At 41.8% G+C, this 21,278-nt stretch carries 22 protein-coding genes, 1 tRNA gene and 1 riboswitch; of the genes, 9 read left to right on the top strand and 14 right to left on the bottom strand.

The genetic code is table 11. The features are described from left to right. The first annotated feature begins 89 nt into the window (after nt 1-89). From ACEN2L_RS16660 to ACEN2L_RS16650, 3 genes are read left to right on the top strand one after another with little or no spacing between them, the layout of a single operon-like run. Entirely contained in the window at nt 90-647 is a 558-nt protein-coding gene (locus ACEN2L_RS16660; RefSeq protein WP_441745275.1) for an Hpt domain-containing protein, read from the top strand. A 6-nt stretch (nt 648-653) separates the two neighbouring features. Beyond that, nucleotides 654-1,343, top strand: coding sequence for a TIGR01621 family pseudouridine synthase (locus ACEN2L_RS16655; protein WP_306023829.1), 690 nt, complete (start codon nt 654-656; stop codon nt 1,341-1,343). A gap of 9 nt (nt 1,344-1,352) precedes the next feature. Continuing rightward, nucleotides 1,353-2,267: a ketopantoate reductase family protein gene (locus ACEN2L_RS16650; RefSeq protein ID WP_441745274.1), complete on the top strand. Its 915-nt coding sequence runs from the start codon at nt 1,353-1,355 to the stop codon at nt 2,265-2,267. A 65-nt stretch (nt 2,268-2,332) separates the two neighbouring features. Here the strand turns inward: ACEN2L_RS16650 and lysS are convergent, their stop codons facing one another. The 3 genes from lysS to ACEN2L_RS16635 form a co-directional block, all read right to left on the bottom strand. Continuing rightward, on the bottom strand, nt 2,333-3,874 hold the full coding sequence (gene lysS, locus ACEN2L_RS16645; protein WP_306023831.1) for a lysine--tRNA ligase: 1,542 nt from the start codon (nt 3,872-3,874) through the stop codon (nt 2,333-2,335). Between the two features lie 31 nt (nt 3,875-3,905). Beyond that, a protein-coding gene (gene prfB, locus ACEN2L_RS16640; RefSeq protein WP_306023832.1) for a peptide chain release factor 2 occupies nt 3,906-5,004 on the bottom strand; the annotation gives its coding sequence in 2 pieces (ribosomal slippage) (nt 3,906-4,928 and nt 4,930-5,004; 1,098 coding nt in all). A 148-nt stretch (nt 5,005-5,152) separates the two neighbouring features. After that, nucleotides 5,153-5,725: an NADPH-dependent FMN reductase gene (locus ACEN2L_RS16635; protein ID WP_441745273.1), complete on the bottom strand. Its 573-nt coding sequence runs from the start codon at nt 5,723-5,725 to the stop codon at nt 5,153-5,155. A gap of 264 nt (nt 5,726-5,989) precedes the next feature. Here ACEN2L_RS16635 and ACEN2L_RS16630 point away from each other — a divergent pair, with 264 nt between their 5' ends. Further along, on the top strand, nt 5,990-6,238 hold the full coding sequence (locus ACEN2L_RS16630; RefSeq protein WP_441745272.1) for a hypothetical protein: 249 nt from the start codon (nt 5,990-5,992) through the stop codon (nt 6,236-6,238). A 213-nt stretch (nt 6,239-6,451) separates the two neighbouring features. On the opposite strand, the gene argS is transcribed toward ACEN2L_RS16630, so the two are convergent. After that, nucleotides 6,452-8,188, bottom strand: a complete 1,737-nt coding sequence (gene argS / locus ACEN2L_RS16625; protein ID WP_441745271.1) for an arginine--tRNA ligase — start codon at nt 8,186-8,188, stop codon at nt 6,452-6,454. 29 nt (nt 8,189-8,217) lie between these two features. Continuing rightward, entirely contained in the window at nt 8,218-9,795 is a 1,578-nt protein-coding gene (prfC, locus tag ACEN2L_RS16620) for a peptide chain release factor 3 (RefSeq protein WP_306023836.1), read from the bottom strand. Nucleotides 9,796-10,094: 299 nt separating this feature from the next. Between prfC and ACEN2L_RS16615 the strand changes: the two genes are divergently transcribed. The 4 genes from ACEN2L_RS16615 (at nt 10,095) to ACEN2L_RS16600 (ending at nt 12,177) form a co-directional block, all read left to right on the top strand. Next, nucleotides 10,095-10,361 (top strand): helix-turn-helix domain-containing protein, encoded by a 267-nt coding sequence (locus tag ACEN2L_RS16615; RefSeq protein ID WP_306023837.1) that lies wholly within the window; start codon nt 10,095-10,097, stop codon nt 10,359-10,361. Continuing rightward, entirely contained in the window at nt 10,361-11,071 is a 711-nt protein-coding gene (locus tag ACEN2L_RS16610; RefSeq protein WP_441745270.1) for a hypothetical protein, read from the top strand. The genes ACEN2L_RS16615 and ACEN2L_RS16610 overlap by 1 nt, the downstream gene beginning before the upstream one ends. An 82-nt stretch (nt 11,072-11,153) precedes the next feature. After that, complete coding sequence (locus tag ACEN2L_RS16605; protein ID WP_441745269.1) at nt 11,154-11,642, top strand: hypothetical protein; 489 nt, start codon at nt 11,154-11,156, stop codon at nt 11,640-11,642. 280 nt (nt 11,643-11,922) lie between these two features. After that, nucleotides 11,923-12,177 carry a helix-turn-helix transcriptional regulator gene (locus tag ACEN2L_RS16600; protein WP_306023242.1) on the top strand — a complete coding sequence of 85 codons (255 nt, stop codon included), beginning with the start codon at nt 11,923-11,925 and terminating at the stop codon, nt 12,175-12,177. An 84-nt stretch (nt 12,178-12,261) separates the two neighbouring features. Here ACEN2L_RS16600 and rimI read toward each other — a convergent pair whose 3' ends face one another. The 9 genes from rimI to ACEN2L_RS16555 all read right to left on the bottom strand — a co-directional run bounded on the left by rimI (nt 12,262) and on the right by ACEN2L_RS16555 (nt 18,895). Beyond that, nucleotides 12,262-12,711, bottom strand: a complete 450-nt coding sequence (gene rimI / locus ACEN2L_RS16595) for a ribosomal protein S18-alanine N-acetyltransferase (RefSeq protein WP_441745268.1) — start codon at nt 12,709-12,711, stop codon at nt 12,262-12,264. Between the two features lie 12 nt (nt 12,712-12,723). Then, nucleotides 12,724-13,224 (bottom strand): DNA polymerase III subunit psi, encoded by a 501-nt coding sequence (locus ACEN2L_RS16590; protein WP_441745367.1) that lies wholly within the window; start codon nt 13,222-13,224, stop codon nt 12,724-12,726. A 93-nt stretch (nt 13,225-13,317) separates the two neighbouring features. After that, nucleotides 13,318-13,393: transfer RNA gene (locus tag ACEN2L_RS16585), tRNA-Trp, on the bottom strand. Between the two features lie 104 nt (nt 13,394-13,497). Next, on the bottom strand, nt 13,498-14,286 hold the full coding sequence (locus ACEN2L_RS16580) for a choline/ethanolamine kinase family protein (protein WP_441745267.1): 789 nt from the start codon (nt 14,284-14,286) through the stop codon (nt 13,498-13,500). A 3-nt stretch (nt 14,287-14,289) separates the two neighbouring features. Beyond that, complete coding sequence (gene pnuC, locus ACEN2L_RS16575; protein WP_441745266.1) at nt 14,290-14,913, bottom strand: nicotinamide riboside transporter PnuC; 624 nt, start codon at nt 14,911-14,913, stop codon at nt 14,290-14,292. Next, nucleotides 14,913-15,170 carry a hypothetical protein gene (locus ACEN2L_RS16570; RefSeq protein WP_306023238.1) on the bottom strand — a complete coding sequence of 86 codons (258 nt, stop codon included), beginning with the start codon at nt 15,168-15,170 and terminating at the stop codon, nt 14,913-14,915. Before ACEN2L_RS16570 ends, pnuC begins: the two co-directional genes overlap by 1 nt. Before the next feature lie 64 nt (nt 15,171-15,234). Continuing rightward, on the bottom strand, nt 15,235-17,334 hold the full coding sequence (locus ACEN2L_RS16565) for a TonB-dependent receptor (RefSeq protein ID WP_441745265.1): 2,100 nt from the start codon (nt 17,332-17,334) through the stop codon (nt 15,235-15,237). A 54-nt stretch (nt 17,335-17,388) separates the two neighbouring features. After that, nucleotides 17,389-17,491, bottom strand: a riboswitch (TPP riboswitch). Between the two features lie 98 nt (nt 17,492-17,589). After that, nucleotides 17,590-18,450 (bottom strand): SdiA-regulated domain-containing protein, encoded by an 861-nt coding sequence (locus tag ACEN2L_RS16560; RefSeq protein ID WP_441745264.1) that lies wholly within the window; start codon nt 18,448-18,450, stop codon nt 17,590-17,592. Between the two features lie 37 nt (nt 18,451-18,487). After that, the gene (locus tag ACEN2L_RS16555) at nt 18,488-18,895 is read right to left on the bottom strand and encodes an acyl-CoA thioesterase (protein WP_306023235.1); all 408 of its coding nucleotides are present in this window, start codon (nt 18,893-18,895) and stop codon (nt 18,488-18,490) included. A gap of 64 nt (nt 18,896-18,959) precedes the next feature. Here ACEN2L_RS16555 and ACEN2L_RS16550 point away from each other — a divergent pair, with 64 nt between their 5' ends. After that, nucleotides 18,960-21,083 (top strand): tRNA(Met) cytidine acetyltransferase TmcA, encoded by a 2,124-nt coding sequence (locus tag ACEN2L_RS16550; RefSeq protein ID WP_441745263.1) that lies wholly within the window; start codon nt 18,960-18,962, stop codon nt 21,081-21,083. Nucleotides 21,084-21,278: the final 195 nt, after the last annotated feature.

Genomic DNA, 21,278 nt, shown 5'->3' with positions numbered 1-21,278 from the left:
TTTATTGCACATACGGTGAAATTTGCTTGTAGAACTGAAATTTTTGTCTGTTAAACTAATCGAAAGTCATTATGAGAGAACTTGAGTTAATGGAAAATAAAGTCCCTTTAGTCGACCATACGTTTGCTCTGAAACAATTCAGTGGCAACAGCGCTTTACTATTAAAAATGTTAGGTAAGTTTGTTGAACAATACGAATCGATTGACGAGCTTTTGCGCGCACAATTGGCCGAACAAGACTTTACAAGTCTGAAGTTACAGGTGCACACAATCAAAGGTGTGAGCGGCAACTTAGGCATGACAGCTCTGCATTTAGCCAGCCGAGAATATGAAGGTCACATAGAAAGTTCGACTGACACACAGAACTTACAGCATTACCTTAGCGTACTTCAGCAAACCTTAAGTGAAGTTAAACGTTTGATCACTGAAGGTGGGTCAACAGCATCATCCTTTCCCTCTAACTCAGAAAATAAAAGCAAAGATCTGAAACAAAGCCTGCTTGATTCGCTAAATCGAAACGAATTTATCACCCAAAGTAAGCTAACTACCTACTTAAGCGAGCTTCCCTTGAGTGAAGAGCAAGCATTAAAACTAAAAACCGCGATAGCAGACTTTGACTATCAAACTGCCATAAGAATTATTGGTTAAACTATTTTGCTCATCGATATTATATTTGATCATCAAGATTTTGTTGTTTTAAACAAACCTTGTGGCATCGCAGTTCAAGACGAAGAGCACCGCCAAGGAATCATTCCAATTGCCTGTGCTCAGCTTGGTTTAGAACGCTTATGGCTGGTGCATCGATTAGATAAAGTCACTTCAGGCCTACTCATTTTGGCTAAGTCAGAAAAGGCTGCAGCGGAATTTGGCCGTCAGTTTGAGGCTCATCTTATCCAAAAATTTTATCTTGCCCTTGCACCTAAAAGGCCTAAAAAGAAGCAAGGTACTGTGAGTGGCGGCATGAAAAAAGTGCGTGACGGCTTATGGATGCTTGACGAGAGTTTCAATCAACGTGCCACTACTCAGTTTTTTAGCTTTTCGCTTATGCCTAATATGCGCTTATTTGTGGTCAAACCCTTAAGTGGCAAAACTCATCAAATACGAGTAATGATGAAAAGTTTAGGTAGCCCAATTCTGGGCGATAGCCTGTATAAAGGCGAAGCATCAGATCGCACCTATTTGCATGCTTATGGTTTGAAATTTGAATATCAACAGCAAAATATTGAACTACTTTGCCCGCCTAAAGAAGGCGGTGTATTTATCTCAGTAAACACTCAATCCTTTATTTCCTCACTTGCCTTGCCGTGGACTCTTAACTGGCCAAAGGTTAAGCACAGCGCTTAAACCCACCTTATGACAGAACTAAACCAACAAGACAAAAACTTGATCATTGTAGGTAATGGTGCGATCGGTAACGTATTAGCCACTCGCTGCAAACATCTAAACATAAACTATGGCGTTATCACTCGTAAGAGCCACAACATCGCGTTGCGGGTCAGTGATGCGCATTTGCAAGATTACACGTTTTCCTTACCGTTGGTGCCCGTTAAAGCGATTGAGCAATCTACGCTCATTATACTTCCCATTAAAGCCTATCAGGTGATGACTTTTATTGAACAAGCCCAACACTACTTTTCAGCAAACCACACGCTTGTTTTACTGCACAATGGTATGGGCACAATTGAGCGGGTTCAACAGCAACTACCACAGGTCAATATCGTTGCAGCCACCACCACCTACGGCGCATTTAAGCCCAGTGACGATTCACTGAGTATCAAAGGTATTGGTGACAGTCAGTTAGGTTGGGTAAAGCATCTACACTGTGATAAAAGCGCTGTTGAGTTACTGTTATCTTCTTTGCTACCACCCGCTACATGGCATAAGGATATTCGATTACCTCTGTGGCATAAACTCGCTGTGAATGCCGCCATCAACCCATTAACGGCAATCGATCAGGTAAAAAACGGCGACTTAATCAAGGCTGGTTATCAGCGACAAATTAAACATATATGTGAGGAAATAAGCGCAGTGATGCAAGCGCTAAAGTATACCAACGAGTCTTGTATTTTATATGATAGGGTCATGCAAGTTGTTGAGCAGACTGCTAACAACTACTCATCAATGAATCGTGATGTAATGGCTAAACGTAAAACTGAGATTGACTATATTAATGGCTATGTGGTCGATAGGGCCGCGCAATTTGGCATACCGTGTCCAGAAAACAATCGCTTAGTAAATGAGATAAAACGAATAGAACAGCAATACTAAGTTTAGAGAGTAACACGTTCAACCACCCTACATTGTGAGGTGTAAGGTGGCTGATATTCGTACTGTTACTCGCTGGCTTCTGGCTTCATGTGCGGGAATAAAATCACATCTTTGATTGTCGGGCTGTCAGTAAATAACATCACAAGACGGTCAATACCAATCCCCTCACCTGCCGTCGGCGGTAGGCCATATTCTAAGGCACGAATGTAATCTTCGTCGAAATGCATCGCTTCATCATCACCAGCGTCTTTTTCAGCCACTTGTTTACGGAAACGCTCTGCCTGATCTTCAGAATCATTTAACTCAGAAAATCCGTTGGCTAATTCACGCCCGCCTACAAAAAACTCGAAACGGTCGGTCACAAAACCATTGTCATCATTACGTCTAGCCAAGGGAGACACTTCCCATGGATAAGCAGTAATAAAGGTAGGTTGATCAAGTTTTTCTTCTGCGGTTGCTTCAAATATTTCACACAAATATTTACCCGCTCCCCAAATACCATCAACTACTGGCTCTTTAATATGCAGCTGTTTTGCCATGGCTTTAAGTTCAGCAAGATGGTTTTCAGGATCGTTGATCGCCGCAACATTTGCTTGGGGCCAATATTTCAAAATGGCTTCATTCATAGTTAAACGAGCAAATGGCTGACCAAAGTCGTAGTTAATCTCTTTTACAACCTTACCTTCTTTGTCTTTAACCGTATTTTTCACAATGCTACTACCAAGTACATTGTTGGCTAAGGTACGTAACATTTCTTCAGTTAGGTCCATCAGATCATGATAGTCAGCATACGATTGATAAAACTCAAGCATCGTAAATTCAGGATTATGACGGGTCGACAGGCCTTCATTTCTAAAGTTGCGGTTGATCTCAAATACTCGTTCAAACCCGCCCACTACTAAGCGTTTTAAATACAATTCAGGGGCAACACGAAGATACATATCGATATCGAGTGCATTGTGATGAGTGACAAAAGGTTTAGCTGTTGCGCCGCCAGGGATCACCTGCAGCATGGGCGTTTCAACTTCCATAAAATTGCGCTCAGTCAAAAATTGACGAATTCCACTGACAATCTTACTGCGGATCAGAAACGTGTCACGGGTATGTTGATTAGTAATTAAATCCACATAACGTTGGCGGTATTTGGTTTCTTGGTCAGCCAAACCATGGAATTTTTCAGGTAAAGGACGCAGTGATTTAGTCAGTAATTGATACTCACTCATATTAACGTATAAATCGCCCTTGCCAGACTTATGTAATTCACCTTTAACGCCAACAATATCGCCTATATCTAAACTGCCGTAACGCGTCTTAATATCAGCCTGAGTCTCTTTCGATGCATAGGCTTGAATGCGGCCTAACATGTCTTGCAACAATAAAAAGGGGCCACGTTTGGCTAAAATTCTACCTGCAATACTGACCACTTTTCCTAATGATTCAAGTTGCGCTTTATCGTGTTCACCAAACTCGGCTTGCAAATCAGCACTGTAAAATTCCCGTCTGAAATCATTGGGAAATCCTTTTGATTTGCACGTTTCGCGAAGATGAGCCAATTTAGCTCGGCGTTCTGCGATCAGTTTATTTTCGTCTTGTTGGTGTTCAGTCATCGACTTTCCTAAGATGTAATTAGCTAATTGTTTACAAACCAGACTTTAAACTGGCCTGAATAAATTTATCAAGATCACCGTCTAAAACGGCTTGTGTATTGCGGGTTTCTACGCCAGTACGTAAATCTTTAATACGTGAATCGTCTAATACGTATGAGCGAATTTGGCTACCCCAACCGATGTCGGACTTACTGTCTTCCATCGCTTGTTTTTCAACATTTTGTTTGTGCATTTCATGTTCGTACAACTTGGCTTTTAACTGCTTAAAGGCCTGATCTTTGTTTTTGTGTTGCGAACGATCACTTTGACATTGCACCACAATATTGGTGGGTAAATGGGTAATACGTACCGCAGAATCGGTCCGGTTAACGTGCTGACCACCCGCTCCTGAGGCGCGATAAGTATCAATGCGAAGATCTGCTGGATTTATCTCTATTTCAATATCATCATCGATTTCAGGATAAACAAATACAGAAGCAAATGAGGTATGTCGTCTGTTTCCAGAATCAAAAGGCGACTTGCGGACAAGACGGTGAACACCCGTTTCAGTACGTAACCAGCCAAAGGCATATTCACCACTAAATTTAATCGTTGCGCCTTTGATACCAGCAACATCGCCATCAGACACTTCCATTAACTCAGGCTTAAAGCCATGGGCCTCGCCCCAGCGTAAATACATACGCAAGATCATATTGGCCCAATCTTGCGCCTCGGTACCACCCGAGCCAGACTGAATATCTAAATAGGCATCGTTAATATCGTTTGGCCCGGAGAACATACGTCTGAATTCAAGTTTTTCTAACTGAACAACAAGATCATCAAGTTCTTTTACCGCATCATCGAAGGTTTCTTGGTCTTCGGCTTCTTGGGCTAACTCAACTAAACCTTCAACGTCGTCAGAACCTTGCGTTAAATTGTCAATGGTTTCAACCACTAACTCTAGGGCAACTTTTTCTTTACCAAGATTTTGTGCTCGCTCAGGGTTGTTCCAAACGTCGGCGCTTTCTAATTCTCTGTTAACTTCTTCTAAACGCTCTTTTTTGAGGTCATAGTCAAAGATACCCCCGAAGTGACTCAGCACGAAGCCTAACATCACTTAAGGTATTTATTATTGGATTGATTTCAAACATAAAATTGATAGATGAGTTACGTAGTTGATTATGGTTTAAGGGCGCGAATATTAGCGGATTTTACGGCTTTTTGACAGAGGCAAAACGAATTAAGATATAACAGGCGCCTGTGTTGTCAATGATCAAAACACAGGAGCAAAAATTGCGCTCAGCGCTGAAGTTTAGCTAAGGTTTCCGCCAATTCCTTACCAATGCGTTTCAGCCCGACTTGTGTTTGCTCGTCATCAATCTTATTTTCTTCATCTAGCAATGCCGTTATTTTAGCCACCGCCTTTTGATTGGGCAGTACCATAACCCCTATATTTTCTAATAACATACGCAGTGGTACCAAGCCTCTCAAACCGCCCAAAGCTCCCGGGCTTGCAGCCATAATACCGGCCACCTTTCCTTTGAAGCTTTCCATCGGTTTTTCACCGTCAGCCCGTCGTGATGCCCAATCAATGGTATTTTTTAACAAGGCGCTGTAAGCACTATTGTGCTCTGGAGAGGCAATCAACAAACCATCATGTTCGTTTAAAAGTTGCTTAAATTTTAGCGCGTTAGCGGGTATACCTAACTTTTTTTCAAGATCTTCGTCCATCAAAGGCATTGCAAAATCAGCGAGATCAATAAGCGTAACTTTAGCACCCGCTTCTGTTGCACCTTGAGCTGCGACTTTTAAGATGATTTTATTAAATGAATCTTTACGTGCACTGCCTGCAAAGGCCAATATTCTAATCATGGCTCATCTCCTTTTATTTGTAGCAGTATTTCTACTGTGAACTACGTTTAAATCTACACTAGATTTTACTCATCCATCTTCTTAATTAGGACGCAAAGATGATTACAAAGTTAACTATAGGTAAAAAGTTAGCCTCAGTCTTTGTTTAATGGTTTGAGTGTTCGTTATTGCCAGCACTACTGCTATAACAAATTTATACACGCCTAGTGATGATTTTACTCAATATAAAATTTTGTTTCGAGGGAATAAGTCAGATGTTTTGCCGTGGTAGCCGACAAAGTTAAGGCATTAGCCAAACGCACAGAACAAACAACCATCTCAATTCAAAGGCTAATAGAGCGATTGCAAACTGGCACTACACTAGTTGTAAATTCAATGAAGAAAGCCAGCGGCATTGCCAGTGACTCTTTGGCGTCATCTATTGATGCGTCAGTTGCGCTGAAGCAAATCAATCCGTTTGTTGGGGAAATGAGCGAACTCACGGGGCAAATTGCCGCAGCCGCTGAGGAATAAAGCAAGTAACGGAGGATATCAATTGCAATGTTACTAATATGAACCACCAAACCTCCAGCGCCGCCGATGAAGCGGCGTCTACTTGTTCGCTGTAAAAACGTTTCAGTAAACTTACAAACCAAAATCAAACAGTTCACTATTGCCTAAATGACTGTTTGATCTGGCTTTCGCAACTAAACGGTAGTAAAGCGCGTCGGATAAGCGAATGCGCTTTTACATTTTATCCATGGTTTCTATGCCTAATAAATCTAAACCTAACTGCAAGGTATTCGCGGTAAGTTTAGCCAATAATAGACGGCTGCCTTTTACCTCATCATTGATGCCTTCTTTTAAAATAGGGCATGCTTCGTAAAAACTCATAAACAAACTAGCGAGTTCATACAGATAGGTGCATAACACATGAGGTGTCGCTTCCTGACTGACCTGATTTAACGCTTCAGAACACTGCAATAATTTGATACCCAATGCTTTTTCCTGTGGTTCAAGCAAAGTGATCGTTGCAGGATTAGAATGCAAAAAAGCTTCTGCTTTACGGAATATACTCTGCACACGAGTATAAGCGTATTGTAAATAAGGCGCAGTATTGCCTTCAAAACTAAGCATTGAATCCCAATTAAAAATATAATCTGTCGTACGGTTTTTACTGAGATCCGCATATTTAACCGCACCAATACCAATTTTTTGCGCGATGTCTTTAATCTCTTCCGCACTTAATGCTGAATCACGTTTGTTGAGCAGTGCTTCTGCTCGCTCAATCGCTTCATCAAGCAATTCAGCTAACTTAACGGTACCGCCTGTACGTGTTTTAAACGGTTTGCCATCGTTGCCTAACATCATGCCAAAGGGGCAATGTTCATAACTTTGTTCAGGCAAAATAAAGCCTGCTTTACGTGCGACAATTTCAGTTTGTTTAAAGTGTAGTGCTTGCCTTGCATCGGTAAAAATTAATGTTCTGTCTGCGCCAAGTACCTTGTTTCGATAGCGGATCGCAGCTAAATCGGTGGTTGCATACAAATAGCCACCGCCTGATTTTTGAATAATATAAACCGCTGGCGTACCTTCTTTGTCTGCAAGTTCATGTAAAAATACGACTTGAGCACCTTGGTCTTCTACAGCGATACCAGAGGCTTTCAAATCCGCGACAACCGAGGCCAAATCATCGTTATAGGCGCTTTCGCCCATTACATCTTGTCGGGTTAAGCTTACATTGAGTTTTTGATATACATCTTCGCTGTGAGCAATCGATACGTCGATAAAATTTTGCCAAAGTTGTAAACATTGAGCATCACCACTTTGTAATTTAACAACATAATCGCGGGCTCTATCGGCAAAACCATCTTCGTTGTCAAAGCGTACTTTAGCTTGACGGTAAAAATCTTCTAAATCTGAAAGAGCGGTTTCAGCGACTAGGTTGGCAGCCAACTTATCGTTTAGGTGCGCCAATAACATACCAAACTGCGTGCCCCAATCACCCATATGATTTTGACGTATTACGGTACTTCCCATAAATTCTAGGGTCTTAGTTACGGCATCACCAATGATTGTGCTACGCAGGTGACCCACATGCATTTCTTTGGCTAAATTAGGGGCTGAATAGTCAACTACCACGGTTTGTGAGGTGTTTGGTTCGATATCAAGACGCTGACTATCACTGGCCGTATTTAGCAGAGAGGCCAACCATTGATCGTTTAAATAAATATTAATAAAGCCAGGGCCAGCAATTTCTAGCTTGTCAACTTCGCCTGATAAGTCCAGTGCATCAATAATTTTTTGCGCCACCTCTCTGGGGGGCAACTTCATACGTTTTGCTAAGGCCATTGCCCCGTTAAATTGATATTGACCAAATTCAGCGCGGGTGCTGCGGCTTAAAGGTAAAGGACTATCAGCAGGTGCGCCTATTTTTGCCACTGCTTGTTTAAATTTTTCCAATAAAAAACGCTGTAAATTCATGCTTTGCTATTCACTATAATTGAATGAGATTAATGCTCTCTGGTGGTATGGAACTCAACATCTGGATAGCGTTCTTTGGCAAGGGATAAATTCACCATAGTGGGCGCTATATAAGCCAAGTTGTCTCCACCATCCAAGGCTAAATTTGCCTCAGCTTTATTGCGAAACTCTTCTAGTTTGCGCTCGTCTTTGCAGGTCACCCACACTGCTGTTGATACATTGACATGTTCATACATAGCATCAACGTTGTATTCACCCTTTAACCTTGCAACTACAACATCAAACTGCAACACACCTACCGCACCAACGATAAGATCGTTATTTTGTAATGGGCGAAATACCTGAACAGCCCCCTCTTCTGATAATTGAATAAGGCCTTTTAATAGTTGCTTTTGTTTTAGAGGATCGCGCAAACGAATGCGCTTAAATAACTCAGGAGCAAAATTAGGTATCCCCGCAAAGCGAAATTTTTCGCCCTCGGTAAACGTATCACCAATTTGAATCGACCCATGATTATGCAAACCAATAATATCGCCTGCATACGCTTCTTCTAAGAGTTCTCTATCACCGGCTAAAAATGTCAAAGCATCGGATATTCTAACGTCTTTACCAATACGACTTTGAAACATCTTCATACCTTTTTGGTACTTGCCCGACACTATCCGGCAAAAGGCAATCCGGTCGCGGTGTTTGGGATCCATGTTGGCTTGAATTTTAAAGACAAAACCTGAAAATTTTTCCTCACTGGCAACCACATCGCGCTCACTGGTTTTGCGCCCTTGAGGCAAAGGTGCCCATTCGGCTAAACCATCAAGCATATGGTCAACACCAAAGTTCCCCATTGCGGTACCAAAGAACACTGGGGTTAATTCACCAGCAATAAATTCTTCGTGATTAAATTCATGGGACGCACCTTGTACCAGTTCTAACATATCACGCAGCTCTTGGGCGTAATTTCCAATCGCTTTGTCCAGTTCTGGGTTATCAATGCCTTTTATCGCCCGCACTTCTTGAATGGTGTGACCTTGACCGCTTTTGTATAAAAAAGTCTCGTCACGCAATATGTGGTAAACCCCCTTAAATTCTTTGCCCATACCGATGGGCCATGTGATGGGGGCGCACTTTATTTTAAGAACATCTTCCACTTCATCGAGTAAATCGATGGCATCACGGGTATCGCGATCCATCTTGTTCATAAAGGTAATAATTGGTGTATCCCGTAAACGAGTGACCTCCATCAATTTAATGGTACGTGCTTCTACCCCTTTCGCGGCATCAATCACCATCAAACAAGAGTCAACCGCGGTCAGGGTGCGGTAAGTGTCTTCTGAGAAGTCTTCGTGCCCCGGGGTATCAAGTAAATTGATTAGATTATCTTTGTAGGGAAATTGCATAACAGAAGTGGTGATCGAAATCCCCCGCTCTTTTTCCATATCCATCCAGTCAGATTTGGCATGTTGCCCTGACTTTTTGCCTTTTACCGTACCCGCTTTTTGTAGCGCGTTTCCGTATAAAAGTACTTTTTCAGTGATAGTGGTTTTACCTGCATCCGGGTGCGAAATGATCGCAAAGGTGCGGCGTTTATTAACTTCCTGCAAATATGACATTGGGCTACAAACTCAAAAATAACGGTTCAAATCTAATTGGGCGCGGATTATACACGATTTTAGGTACTTAGCCTCCCCCGAGGTTAAAGCAATATTAACTAATGACTGATTAATTGAAAATTTTTGCTGTTGAAAATAATTTATCGATTAAAAATCATACTGCAGTGCTACAGAGGCCACATATTATGCGACTTTCTACAGTTTTTTGTTTACTCATATCCAGGTTTAATTTATATTTCAAAGAGGTAATATTTTTACCTTAACTATGCTTTCGATTATCACAGTATGGAATCATCACTATGTCACGTAAAAAGAAATTCAGTGGCGCTCAGTTAAAAGCCTTACGTAAAGAAGCTGGGTATACCCAAGGCGAGCTTGCTTTACGAATTGGTATCAGCCGAGAAACCGTTTCGGCCATAGAAAACGAAAAGCCAGAAACGATGAATAATATCGGTGTTGAGGTCATCAGTAAGTGGTGGTCTATTTGTAGGCAAAAAGCCTCACAGCAAACCAGAGAGTCGTTCTTTTCAACAGTGATGGATTACTTCGGCTTCAACCTCAGCTAATGTTAGCCCGTGTTTATTTACCTCAGTTATTAACGGCCCTGTTTGGCGGAATTTTTGTCGCTTGTGGCATGTTAAGCTTTGGTAATGCTTATATTTTTGACCGATTGTTCATCGGAATTATTATTTTCACCGCTGCTGTGTGTTACCGCAATATCAATATCGTCAGCGTACTGGCCATAATTTTACTCCAGCGGTGTATCGAAGAATTCGCATGGTTTAGCTTAAGCAACGCCTTTGTAATAAAAGAATTCCTATATTGCTTGGCTCTAGCACTTGCCATTTATCTGCGTTTTGACCCCTTTGCTAAATTTGTTGGCCTTACCTTAGTGTTCGTAATTGGTGCTGAGTTTTATTGGTATATGGCTGACTATATTGCCCCAGAAATTTATTGGCATGTAGCACTAATGATGATTAATTTATTTAGTCGATATCTGGTCTTTTCAAGATTGGACATCGTTGATAGGTTATTCCCAGGCAGAGGACGGTCAACCAATTTAGACTGGATAATTTACCGTTTAATGGGTACCACCATTATCATACAGTGCGCCGTACTTATCGAATATTTAATGAGGCACCTATTGGGGTATTCTAATGTGCTAATCATTTACTATTCATACCCTTATTTAATGCACGCAATAGGCATGTTTGCGATTTGGGCCACATTTAATGAAAGCTATAAACAACTTCTTCCTCGTTTATTGAAAGCTTAACACTCTACAACTGAGCATAAAATGTACATAATGGTTTGGGCGAAAAAATTCGCCCAAAATCAACCATTAAAGAGGACATTTTATGAAACATTTATTCACCACCGTACTTATCTCTGCAGCCCTATCATTAAACACTAGCGTGATCTCACCGCTCACTCATTCAGATGCAGAGTTAGTTATGAGTAAAGGTCAGCAAAAGCCACCAGTAATGCTTGCCATGAGCAAAGGTCAGCAAAAGCCACCAGCAATGCTTGCCATGAGTAAAGGTCAGCAAAAGCCGCCAGTACTGCTTGCCATGAGCAAAGGTCAGCAAAAGCCACCAGCAATGCTTGCCATGAGCAAAGGTCAGCAAAAGCCACCTGTAATGCTTGCCATGAGCAAAGGTCAGCAAAAGCCACCTGTAACGCTTGCCATGAGTAAAGGTCAGCAAAAGCCACCTGTAATGCTTGCCATGAGCAAAGGTCAGCAAAAGCCACCTGTAATGCTTGCCATGAGCAAAGGTCAGCAAAAACCACCTGTAACGCTTGCCATGAGCAAAGGTCAGCAAAAGCCACCTATGTTGCTAGCATAAACTTGATAACAACTACTCAAACAAGCTATTAACGATTAACAGCTAATATGACAAATGTCTCATAGTTATGGGGCATTGCATATTTTACTTCCCCACCCTGCCAAGAAAAATATTTACCCATATTTTTCAGATACTTATCGGATTCAGGCGACTTTATTTACCATGTGGAATTCAATCCACATTTGTTGCTCTACACTACAGTCGAAAAAGAAAACAGAGTGACACTCAACATGTCACACACATAACTCTGTTGTTGTTTCACTAATAAAAAGGATAAAACATGTATATTACTGGTAGTGATTTGAGAAAAATGCGTTTAGATGCCGGTTTAACCACGGTAAAAATGGCTAAACTAGCGAATGTAAAAACACGTAAAACTTATGAAAACTGGGAAAAGAATGTAGGCAGCCCCAGCATGAATCAATTTATTGCGATGTGCGTCGGTTGCAACGTCAACTCATCTAAATTTGTAAAACTTGCACTCGATAGACAAGACAGCGCAGAGCCATTAAATATTGGCGCAGCAAGGCGCTAGGTTTTGCTTATTGCTTAAACGGAGTGTTAAGAAATACGATACTCCGTTAAATCCTCTGTTCTATCAATCCTAAAACATACGAAATTAGTTGAGGTTATCACTCAAGTTTAACTTCATAATTATGGCTGCTTCGTTGCCTGAATCTGTTTGATAATACGCTTTACGCTTTTCTATCACTGTAAAACCGGCACTCGTGTACAACTGTTTTGCTGCAGCATTAGACTCTCTTACTTCTAACCAAATATCAGCGGCTTGACGCACATGACATTGCTCAATAAAGCTCGTTAAGATATGCCGACCAATTCCCAGCCCTTGAAGCCTTGGTGATACCGCGATATCCATCAACGTTACCTCATCGAGAACCTGCATGGCCACGTAATAACCTTGTAGTTGTTGAGATTTTAAATACTGAAAGGCAAAATAAGGTGGACTAAGGCAATCCATAAAGACCGCCTTAGACCAAGGCTTGTATTGCACCTCTGCATGAATTGCATAGCAGGCTAAGGCGTTTTGAGGGGTTAAGGGTTCAAACATGGCACCGCCTAATCAGCTTTTTTTCTCAGCAACCTTTTGTAGCAATTGCCACAACGTTTTTTTAAAGACAGGATCGCGTAATTCGTTAATTGGTGGTGTGGAAAGTGTGTTGCTGGAAAACTCAATTGCGTTGTGCTGCATTGACCAAAGTAAAGCGTAGTCTTTGGCTAACTTGGTTTGCTCAGCCGTTAAATAAACAACAGCATGGTTATCCATCTCAAGGGCTAGCAGAATATCGTTTAATACCGCTGGTGCCGGTTCAATTTTTTCACATTGAAAAATAATCTTATCTTTATACGAAACCCGTTCTTGAACTTGCTTGAGCTGATTTAGTTTTTCTAAGGCATTGGCCTTAGTAACTTGTGAATTAGACTGTAGGTGTTTAGGTGCTGTGCCGGCTACATCACTTAACTTTGGCGCGTGTTGACTACGCTTATTTTGCGCTGCGTCCTGAGTTTGCCAACACATCACGCCAAGCTCAGTTAAAACGGCACGCTGATAATCAGATAACATGCTAATCACAAGGCTCCATACAAAGATTCTTAATAATGCTTAAGCATAACATGAACGCGAGAGGAGAAAAGTCGAAGATACATCGAGGAAAATTGGCAGGGGTGGAGGGATTCGAACCCCCAGCCATCGGTTTTGGAGACCGCTGTTCTACCATTGGAACTACACCCCTGCTGAGCCGCTGAATTATACTGATGCGACATTAAAGGTAAAGCGCTTTTAACGCACTTTTTGCAAACCCGCTTTCAAACGCTGATTTTTTATGCAAAACCGAGGTTAATTAGGTATGTTAGTACAAGCAAGGGCCCATAACTCGTAGGTTTTATTGACCACCGCTAGCATGCTGTGCACTTTTCCCGAAACAATATTGTTATCCAAGACAGCTAGCCTCGCATACTCTTCAATTACAATGTGTATTTCTACTTCATCAAACTGATTAATAATGCAGCAGGAAGCGATATCAAAATACGGACTGTTAAATGCGGCATACTCCCAATCAAAAATAACCCCGCTATCACTTTCTGGAACGTGTGAAAAAGACAAATCATTGTGACAAAGCACACTGTACTCCTCACATTCTAGCCGCCACAAACTAAGTAATTGTTGTTGTGCTTGTAGTTGTGAGCGACTAAATGTCGCCCCACTCAGACGCATATAGTTCTGCCAGTCAGAGGACAAATCCAGAGGGGGAAAACGCACACAAAGCTGGTGTATATCATTGAGCGCTTTCGCTAAACGCAGGCATTTCTGTTTTGAACTTAATTCGCTTTGAGTAAGATTGCTTTGTTCAATCCACTCCTCCAATTGAAAGTTACCTCGAGCTGATAAGTAAATAGGCTTTGGAGCCATCCCTTTCGCTGCGAGTATACGCTGCTGCTTAAACAATCTAGCACGGTCGAGTAAATCAATGGTACTGACATCAAATAACTTCAAAAAATAACGTCGTTCACCTTGGTCGACCGAAAAGCTGAGGTTGATGGCGCCGCCTTGGATGGGGTTAATGACAATTTCTTCCCCCAAAAAGCCGGTCAATTCTTCCACCACCTCTGCTTGGATAACCTGCACCACTTAGCGCTCGGTAACAGCATGCAATGTTTGTTTCTTCTCCTTGCTTTTACTCCATTGCAGGTAACCATAAATAGCAAATACACTGTAGATAACAAACAACAATCCGGTAAGTAACAGGCCTTTGGCGAGGTAGAGGTACACCGCCACTGCGTCAATAACAATCCAGTATAACCAATTTTCTCTCACCTTCTTCGCAACTAAAACAGTAGTAAATACGCTGAAAACCGTAATGAATGCATCAAGATACAAATAGGTCGAATCAAAGATAGACGCCCCAAGAACACTTAATAATACACTTATCAAAACAAGAATTAAGACGGCAGCGATGTGTTGTTTTACCGTCCAGCTTGTAATATCTAGGGCTTTATCGCTGTCCTTTTGCCACTGTAACCAACCGTATACCGCCATCAACATGTAGTATACATTGAGTAAAGCATGAAATGGCAACGTGACTTCCCAAAACACAAAGGTGTAGATGGCAGTACTAAGAAGCGCACAAGGCCAACACCAAATATTCTGCTTAGCGGCTAACCACACATAGGCCAAAGCTAATACAACAGCTAAAGCCTCTAACCCAGACTGAGCACTTAGCTGTTGCAGTAACTGACTTGCGAATTCACTCATCAGTCTTGCTGACTCATCTTGTCGCCATTAAGAAACTTACAAACAAAGATGGCCTGGCCAATTTCTTGATGACTGCGTTGCATTTCTTCAGCGAGAATTTGCATGGTAGGTAAATATTCCCCACTGACGATGGTATTGGTCATTGAAGTGACAACCTTCAGTTCTGCATAGTCATTTAATCTATCAATAAACGTTTGGATCGGTGGAATATAATCAAGGTTTAGAGGGTATAGCGAGATTTCAGCAACTAATTTCATTTTGGTAACCTGTGTAAAGTGAAAAAGGTGGGCTAATTGAATGAATCAGCCCACGGTGTTTCATTTAAAAGTGATAGTTTAGATTCACACCGATACGGCGCGGCTCACCAAACTGCTCCCATGTTTGGGGGGCATATTCATCTCTAGGATCATTGCCAAAATAAAAGCCACGGTTGGCATAAGCTCGGTCAAATAAATTACGCGCATACAAACTAATTCTCCAATCACCAAAGTCATAATCAAGGCTAGTGTGCACCACAAACTGTTTGTCAGAGATTTGATCATGCCCAAAGGAATAATAAAAATCGTCTTTTACATCCAACTCAAGTAACCAACTCACCTTTTCACTTAATTGCCAGTTTATGCCAGCATTAATTTGGTAATCAGGCGCATGAGCTTGATCACGCTTATCCAGCGTTTCAAATTCATCATCGACTAAGCGTGTAATACCTTCGATATTGGTTTTTAACCATCCCAGGTTTAAAAACATATCAAGGTTATCGGTCACTGCAGCCTGAATACTGGTCTCGATACCATAATTGGTGCCGCTCGCAGCATTGTCGTAAAAATCGACAAATGACTGGTCTTGAACAAACGAGTTCTTATATTGAATGTCATCACGCCACTGATAAAACAGCGTAAAATCCACCCTCAAACTCCCATCTTGGTTCGCGCCTTTTACACCAAATTCTGTGCCCACTAAAGACTCCGCGCCAAAGGTGGCATTACTTAGCAGTACATCTTTAAAAACCTCTAGGCCTTCGTCATTCGCTTTACTTAACGCTTGACCGTTGACCCCACCCATCTTGTAGCTGCGCAACACACTAAAATACAACATGGTATTCGCACTAGTTTGTTGATGGTAGCTTAGCTCTGCCCCCCAATCATCATGGTCAATGCTCTGCTTAATGGCTTGGCTATCTCGATAATCCATTTTTTGTGATGCTAAACGTAAACTGGCGGTAAGCCATTGCTTGTCGCTCAGATCAAATTTGTATTGACCAAATAGCGCTATATCTTCCCTTGCCACTTCACTTGAAAACGGCGCACTGTAGGTATAGTCACGATCAAGGTTTTCATCTTTATCGGCATAATAAAAACCGATTAACCAAGGGGTATCCACGTTATTTTTGCTGCTAAATTTTGCTTGCACCGTTTTATCGTTGCGGGTCCGATAATAGTAGTCAGTGGATGAATACTCCCATCCAGGTGCAATACCAACATAACTCCAGTCTTCATCATAGCCATAACTTAAATCCGCATCGAGCAAAGAGGTTTGTACTTGCACATCAGCCCAACTAAAACCCTGATAATCCGCCGTTAGGGCGACAGCATCACTTTTTTGCGTATCAACACCTGGCTCATCTGACAATGTAGTGCGGTTTCGGTCTAAAGAAAAAGCATCGTAACCGTTATCAACATCGATAAGATGTACTGTGGTATTGAGTTTTAAATCAGCGGTGATTTGCCAATCAACCTTGCCTCTAAAAGTAAACTCATCCTGATTGTTAGTGTCTTCACGATTTAAATAAGTGTTTGAAATGAACCCATCACTGGTATTTTGATGCAGTGATACTCGGCAATTGGCGGTATTGGTTAATGCGCCGCCCACCGCAGCGCCTAAGTTCCAACTATGGTAATTGGCATAGCCCGCTTGAAAATCCATAGTGGTCACATCACTGGTGGGTGCAGAAATCACGTTGATCATGCCGGCCAAACCATCGGCACCAAACCTCGCACTATTCGGGCCTTTAAAAATCTCTACCTGTGCCACATCAAAAGTACTTGCTCCGGCCAGTAATCCCGAATAATTAATCCCATCCACTAAGTAACCAACAGATGGGTTAATAGGATCCACAAACTGACTACGCTCGCCAATACCGCGAATTTGCACAAAACGACCACGGCTCGCTCCTGTCGCAAAGTTGACATTAGCCGAGCGATTAAAAAGTTCATCCAGATGTTGGGCATGGCGCTGTTCAATATCCAAAGCGGATATCACATCAATACTTGTCGCTAGTTCTGATAATGGTGTGGTAGTCAGTGCGCCATAAACAAGCACCCTTTCAACGTCTTCAGATTCATTTGCAAATGCAACATGACTCGCTCCAATCAGCAACGAAGAAACGGCTAAACTTATGTTACGTATTTTTGAATTTATCATGAGGATCTCTTCAATTCAGTTTGAAAAGATCCGGCTTTACGGCAGGTAAATGGGGATAGTGTCTCTTACCATTCCTACGCCGGTATTATCCGGATCAGGTGTAAGGGTTCGTGTTTTAATAACACATCTCAGCCTTGCGGCACCCCTTGGCTTACTACTTCTCTCTAAGAAAATAGCGTGCGCAGTCTATCAGTCTTAGTGTACCGCGCAAGTGAATATCAAAATTAAATATAACTAATTCATAATCTTAAGCGATTAACGAAATTTTAGTTTAGCTAATTTGTGAGTTGAAAAAAACGAACTTTCTTGACTGATCCACACTTCCCCGTTTGGACTCACACAAACGCCTTCAACCTGATTAAAGCCGTCAAGAGGATAGGTGGCGACCACGTTGAAACGTCTGTCTAGCAAAGCGATAAAAGGTGAAAACTTCCCGAAGCCGCTCACACTGTAACCTACCACAGTGAATTGCTTGCTTGATTTGTTAAAATCAATTCCCGTCACAACTCCTGGCAAACCATCAATTGAGGCGATCGGCGATACAACTTGCTCCGCTAGGGATGGCTCTATTTTATAAACATGAGAGACGGTGGACTGCCAACTCTTTGAAAAAAGTAGCAATTCATCATCAGCGCTAACTAAGGCTTCTGCGTCAAAATCATGTTTCAAATATTCATTGTTCTCAATGTTGTTATTAGCATAACTTAGCTTTAAGACCTTGGTAATCGCCGGCACTTGGTTTTGTTTATTGATGACGAGTATCTCTACAATTGCCCTTTTACCATTATTATTGCCGATATCACCCACATAAAAATTATCGTTATCACCTGTGATCGCCTCCCAGTCTTGATTTTTTTTATCAAGATCTTGCCTTCTAACTATTTCACCTGAGGTATTTAATTGATAAATAGTCGGCGAATTACCTGAATCGTTAATGGTAAAAATAGTGTCAGATGCGGGACAATATAAACCGGAGGTTTCGGCCAAATCGCCCGCTAAGTTAAATTCTGTTTCAACGGTATAACCAAGTTTGTCACTTGCTATTGAGCCACACGCGGTCAGCAACATAAAGCTTGCAATAAAAATAGCCTTCATCATTATCCTTTTATTTTCCACATGCATACTCCCCATTACGACACTAACCATCACTAGCCTAAATTAAACGACTAATCTCTTCTTTAGTTTGAATCTCTAATTGCTCTAGTGTTTTACCATGCTCTGCTGGCAAACGCGTTTCTGGATCGAGTTTTACAAACACAATATCGTCAGCAAAACAGATAGTTTTTTTGGTTATCTTGTTTCTTACCAAACAACTGACGGTAATAGATGTTTTACCCACTTTTTTGGTGGTTAGTCCAAACTCAACGACATCGCCAACCATCGCTGGCGATTCAAAACTAATTTCGCCAATATGCTTGGTCACCAGCACATTGGTTTCTAACTGACAAATAGCATAGATAGCCGCTTCTTCATCAATCCACTCCAAGGCTCGGCCACCAAACAATGAATTAGCATAATTGAGATCATTTGGCATCACTAACCGGCGAGATAAAAAGCGCATTCGTATTCCTTGTAAAGTTTGCATAAACTAGCGGCGCTATTATACATCCAAAGAACCCATAAAAGTGAAATTGTACAATCAAATTGAATCATGGCTGACTAGCCGCGCTAAAAATGTCGTTCACCGACAATTACTCGTTATTAGTGGTGACGAACCCTGGGCAATTGAGCAAGCAATTAAGCTCTGTGCAACCAATGATGACTTGTGGCTCGGAAATAGTGAAGGTGCCTGTAGCGAAATATCCCCTCAACAATATCAGAACTTTTTAGGACAAGAATACAATACACTTGTATTCAATGCTTACACAGGCTTTAGAGCCAATGCAGCTATTGCCTTAAGTGGCATCGTTACAAAAAACGGTTTGATGATTTTAATTTGCCCTGAGTTAGACAGTTGGCCACGTTATCCGGATCCCGATTGGGCAAACCGTGTATCTTACGGTTTTCAAGATGCCTTGGTACGAAGTCATTTTATTGATAAATTTATTAAAACCATCAAGCAAGATGAAAATGTTGCCTTACTCACCAAAGAAGGCTTCCAAGCAGCCCTACCGCTAGCCCCTAAAGAAGCACTGACTGAAAATGCATTACCAGCTATCGCTTTACAGCAACAAGAATTGGCGGTTGAAAACATCATAAAAGTGGCAACAGGGCATCGAAACCGTCCTTTAGTTCTCAGTGCTGATCGTGGTAGAGGTAAATCTGCGGCCCTGGGTATTGCCGCAGCGAAACTGATGCTGACCAAAGGTAAAAAGATTGCTTTAGTTGCGCCCTCACCTAGCACGGTGCAACACGTCTTTTCTCATGCCAAACACTACCTACCTGAGGCACAGCACAGCAAAAATAAGCTCAGTTTTAATGAGGGCTACATGCAGTACATTGCACCTGACGCGATACTTGCTCAGACAAGCAATTTTGAGCTTTTACTTATTGATGAAGCTGCTGCATTGCCTACTCATTTACTTTATAAGTTAATTGACCGATTTTCTCGCATTGTATTTAGTACCACACTGCATGGCTATGAGGGCAGCGGCCGAGGTTTTGATTTAAGAGTAAAAGAATACCTTAATGTGAATAAGCCACAGTGGCGTAATTTACACTTAACTTGCCCTATGCGTTGGTACAAAGGCGATTGTCTTGAGTCATTTTGGTTTAACGCCTTATGTATGCACAATACTCCCTGCGCCCTGCCCTATTCCCCTGAAACTGAAATATCATGCCGTTTTGTATCGCAAGTTGAGTTAGTTCAAGATACTCAACTTAGTCACAACTTATTTCAATTGCTTATCGAAGCCCACTATCAAACCAGTCCAGATGATCTAATCAGGTTATTCGATAGCCCAGAGCAACGTTGCTTTGTTTTAGTAAAAGGCAATGAGCTAGTAGGAGTGGCACTGGTGATCGAAGAAGGGGGCGAGCGTCTAGCTCCTTTGCACCAAGACATCGCGGCCGGAAAAAGACGAGTAAAAGGGCATTTAGTTGCGCAAAACATTGCTTTTAATTATGCCTATGCTGAATTTTGTCAGCACAAACAATGGCGAATTAGCCGAATTGCAATCGCCTCGGCATATCAATCACGTGGTTTAGGTCAGCAGCTTATCGATCATATTATCCAACACGCTCAAACTCGAGATATTACTTTTATGACCACCTCATTTGGCGCCAGCGTGCGACTCCTGAAATTTTGGCAACGCGCAGGTTTTACACTAGTCAATTTGAGTAAAAAGCCCGAGATTTCAAGCGCCCAGCATAGTGCTCAATTAATCTATCCTGTGACTGAACAGGTAAAAAATATTGAGCACTACTTAAAAAATGTATTTTTACTAGAGTTGTGTTTTCAAAGTGATAAAGCATTTAGTGATCTTGAGCCTCTGTTGTTGCATCACGCCTTAGCTTCTGTGCATTCAGGCGCTCCCCTTGAGCCTATCAATCTTGAAATAATCAAACAGTTTATCGATGGCACCAGACCTTTGAACGTATGCCTTCGCTCACTCAGAGCCTATTACTTAAAGCATATACGGGTGTTCAAAAAATTAGATAAACAACATCTCGCCCTCGTGGTCGCAACCTTAATGCAAAATCGCCCCTTTGCCGCTATTTCTAAAGAATTTTCTGTAACAGGCAAACATCAAATTGAATTGACAATAAGAAACGCGCTGAAGCTAATTGCAATGGATGAGCATAGGTAAACTTTTCTGTGTGCAAAAAGTCCGAGACGCAAGCTATTTTACCTCAACCAGACTTCCCCTTGGGGTTCAAGCCTTTTTCAGACATAAAAAAACCGCATAATTGCTTATGCGGTTTTGATATATGGCGTCCCCAAGGGGATTCGAACCCCTGTTACCGCCGTGAAAGGGCGGTGTCCTAGGCCTCTAGACGATGGG

Origin of the sequence: Flavobacterium sp. W21_SRS_FM6, from assembly GCF_052119645.1 — a bacterium.
GTDB lineage: Bacteria > Pseudomonadota > Gammaproteobacteria > Enterobacterales > Alteromonadaceae > Paraglaciecola.
This window is presented reverse-complemented; position numbering and strand designations above follow the sequence as displayed.

Coding starts and splice junctions, on each gene's coding strand:
- ACEN2L_RS16605 (WP_441745269.1), top strand. CDS start 11,154: ATGAAACATTTATTCACCACCGTACTTATCTCTGCAGCCCTATCATTA.
- rimI (WP_441745268.1), bottom strand. CDS start 12,711: ATGTTTGAACCCTTAACCCCTCAAAACGCCTTAGCCTGCTATGCAATT.
- argS (WP_441745271.1), bottom strand. CDS start 8,188: ATGAATTTACAGCGTTTTTTATTGGAAAAATTTAAACAAGCAGTGGCA.
- pnuC (WP_441745266.1), bottom strand. CDS start 14,913: ATGAGTGAATTCGCAAGTCAGTTACTGCAACAGCTAAGTGCTCAGTCT.
- ACEN2L_RS16615 (WP_306023837.1), top strand. CDS start 10,095: ATGTCACGTAAAAAGAAATTCAGTGGCGCTCAGTTAAAAGCCTTACGT.
- ACEN2L_RS16555 (WP_306023235.1), bottom strand. CDS start 18,895: ATGCGCTTTTTATCTCGCCGGTTAGTGATGCCAAATGATCTCAATTAT.
- ACEN2L_RS16610 (WP_441745270.1), top strand. CDS start 10,361: ATGTTAGCCCGTGTTTATTTACCTCAGTTATTAACGGCCCTGTTTGGC.
- ACEN2L_RS16650 (WP_441745274.1), top strand. CDS start 1,353: ATGACAGAACTAAACCAACAAGACAAAAACTTGATCATTGTAGGTAAT.
- ACEN2L_RS16565 (WP_441745265.1), bottom strand. CDS start 17,334: ATGATAAATTCAAAAATACGTAACATAAGTTTAGCCGTTTCTTCGTTG.
- ACEN2L_RS16600 (WP_306023242.1), top strand. CDS start 11,923: ATGTATATTACTGGTAGTGATTTGAGAAAAATGCGTTTAGATGCCGGT.
- ACEN2L_RS16570 (WP_306023238.1), bottom strand. CDS start 15,170: ATGAAATTAGTTGCTGAAATCTCGCTATACCCTCTAAACCTTGATTAT.
- ACEN2L_RS16590 (WP_441745367.1), bottom strand. CDS start 13,224: ATGTTATCTGATTATCAGCGTGCCGTTTTAACTGAGCTTGGCGTGATG.
- lysS (WP_306023831.1), bottom strand. CDS start 3,874: ATGACTGAACACCAACAAGACGAAAATAAACTGATCGCAGAACGCCGA.
- prfC (WP_306023836.1), bottom strand. CDS start 9,795: ATGTCATATTTGCAGGAAGTTAATAAACGCCGCACCTTTGCGATCATT.
- ACEN2L_RS16660 (WP_441745275.1), top strand. CDS start 90: ATGGAAAATAAAGTCCCTTTAGTCGACCATACGTTTGCTCTGAAACAA.
- ACEN2L_RS16635 (WP_441745273.1), bottom strand. CDS start 5,725: ATGATTAGAATATTGGCCTTTGCAGGCAGTGCACGTAAAGATTCATTT.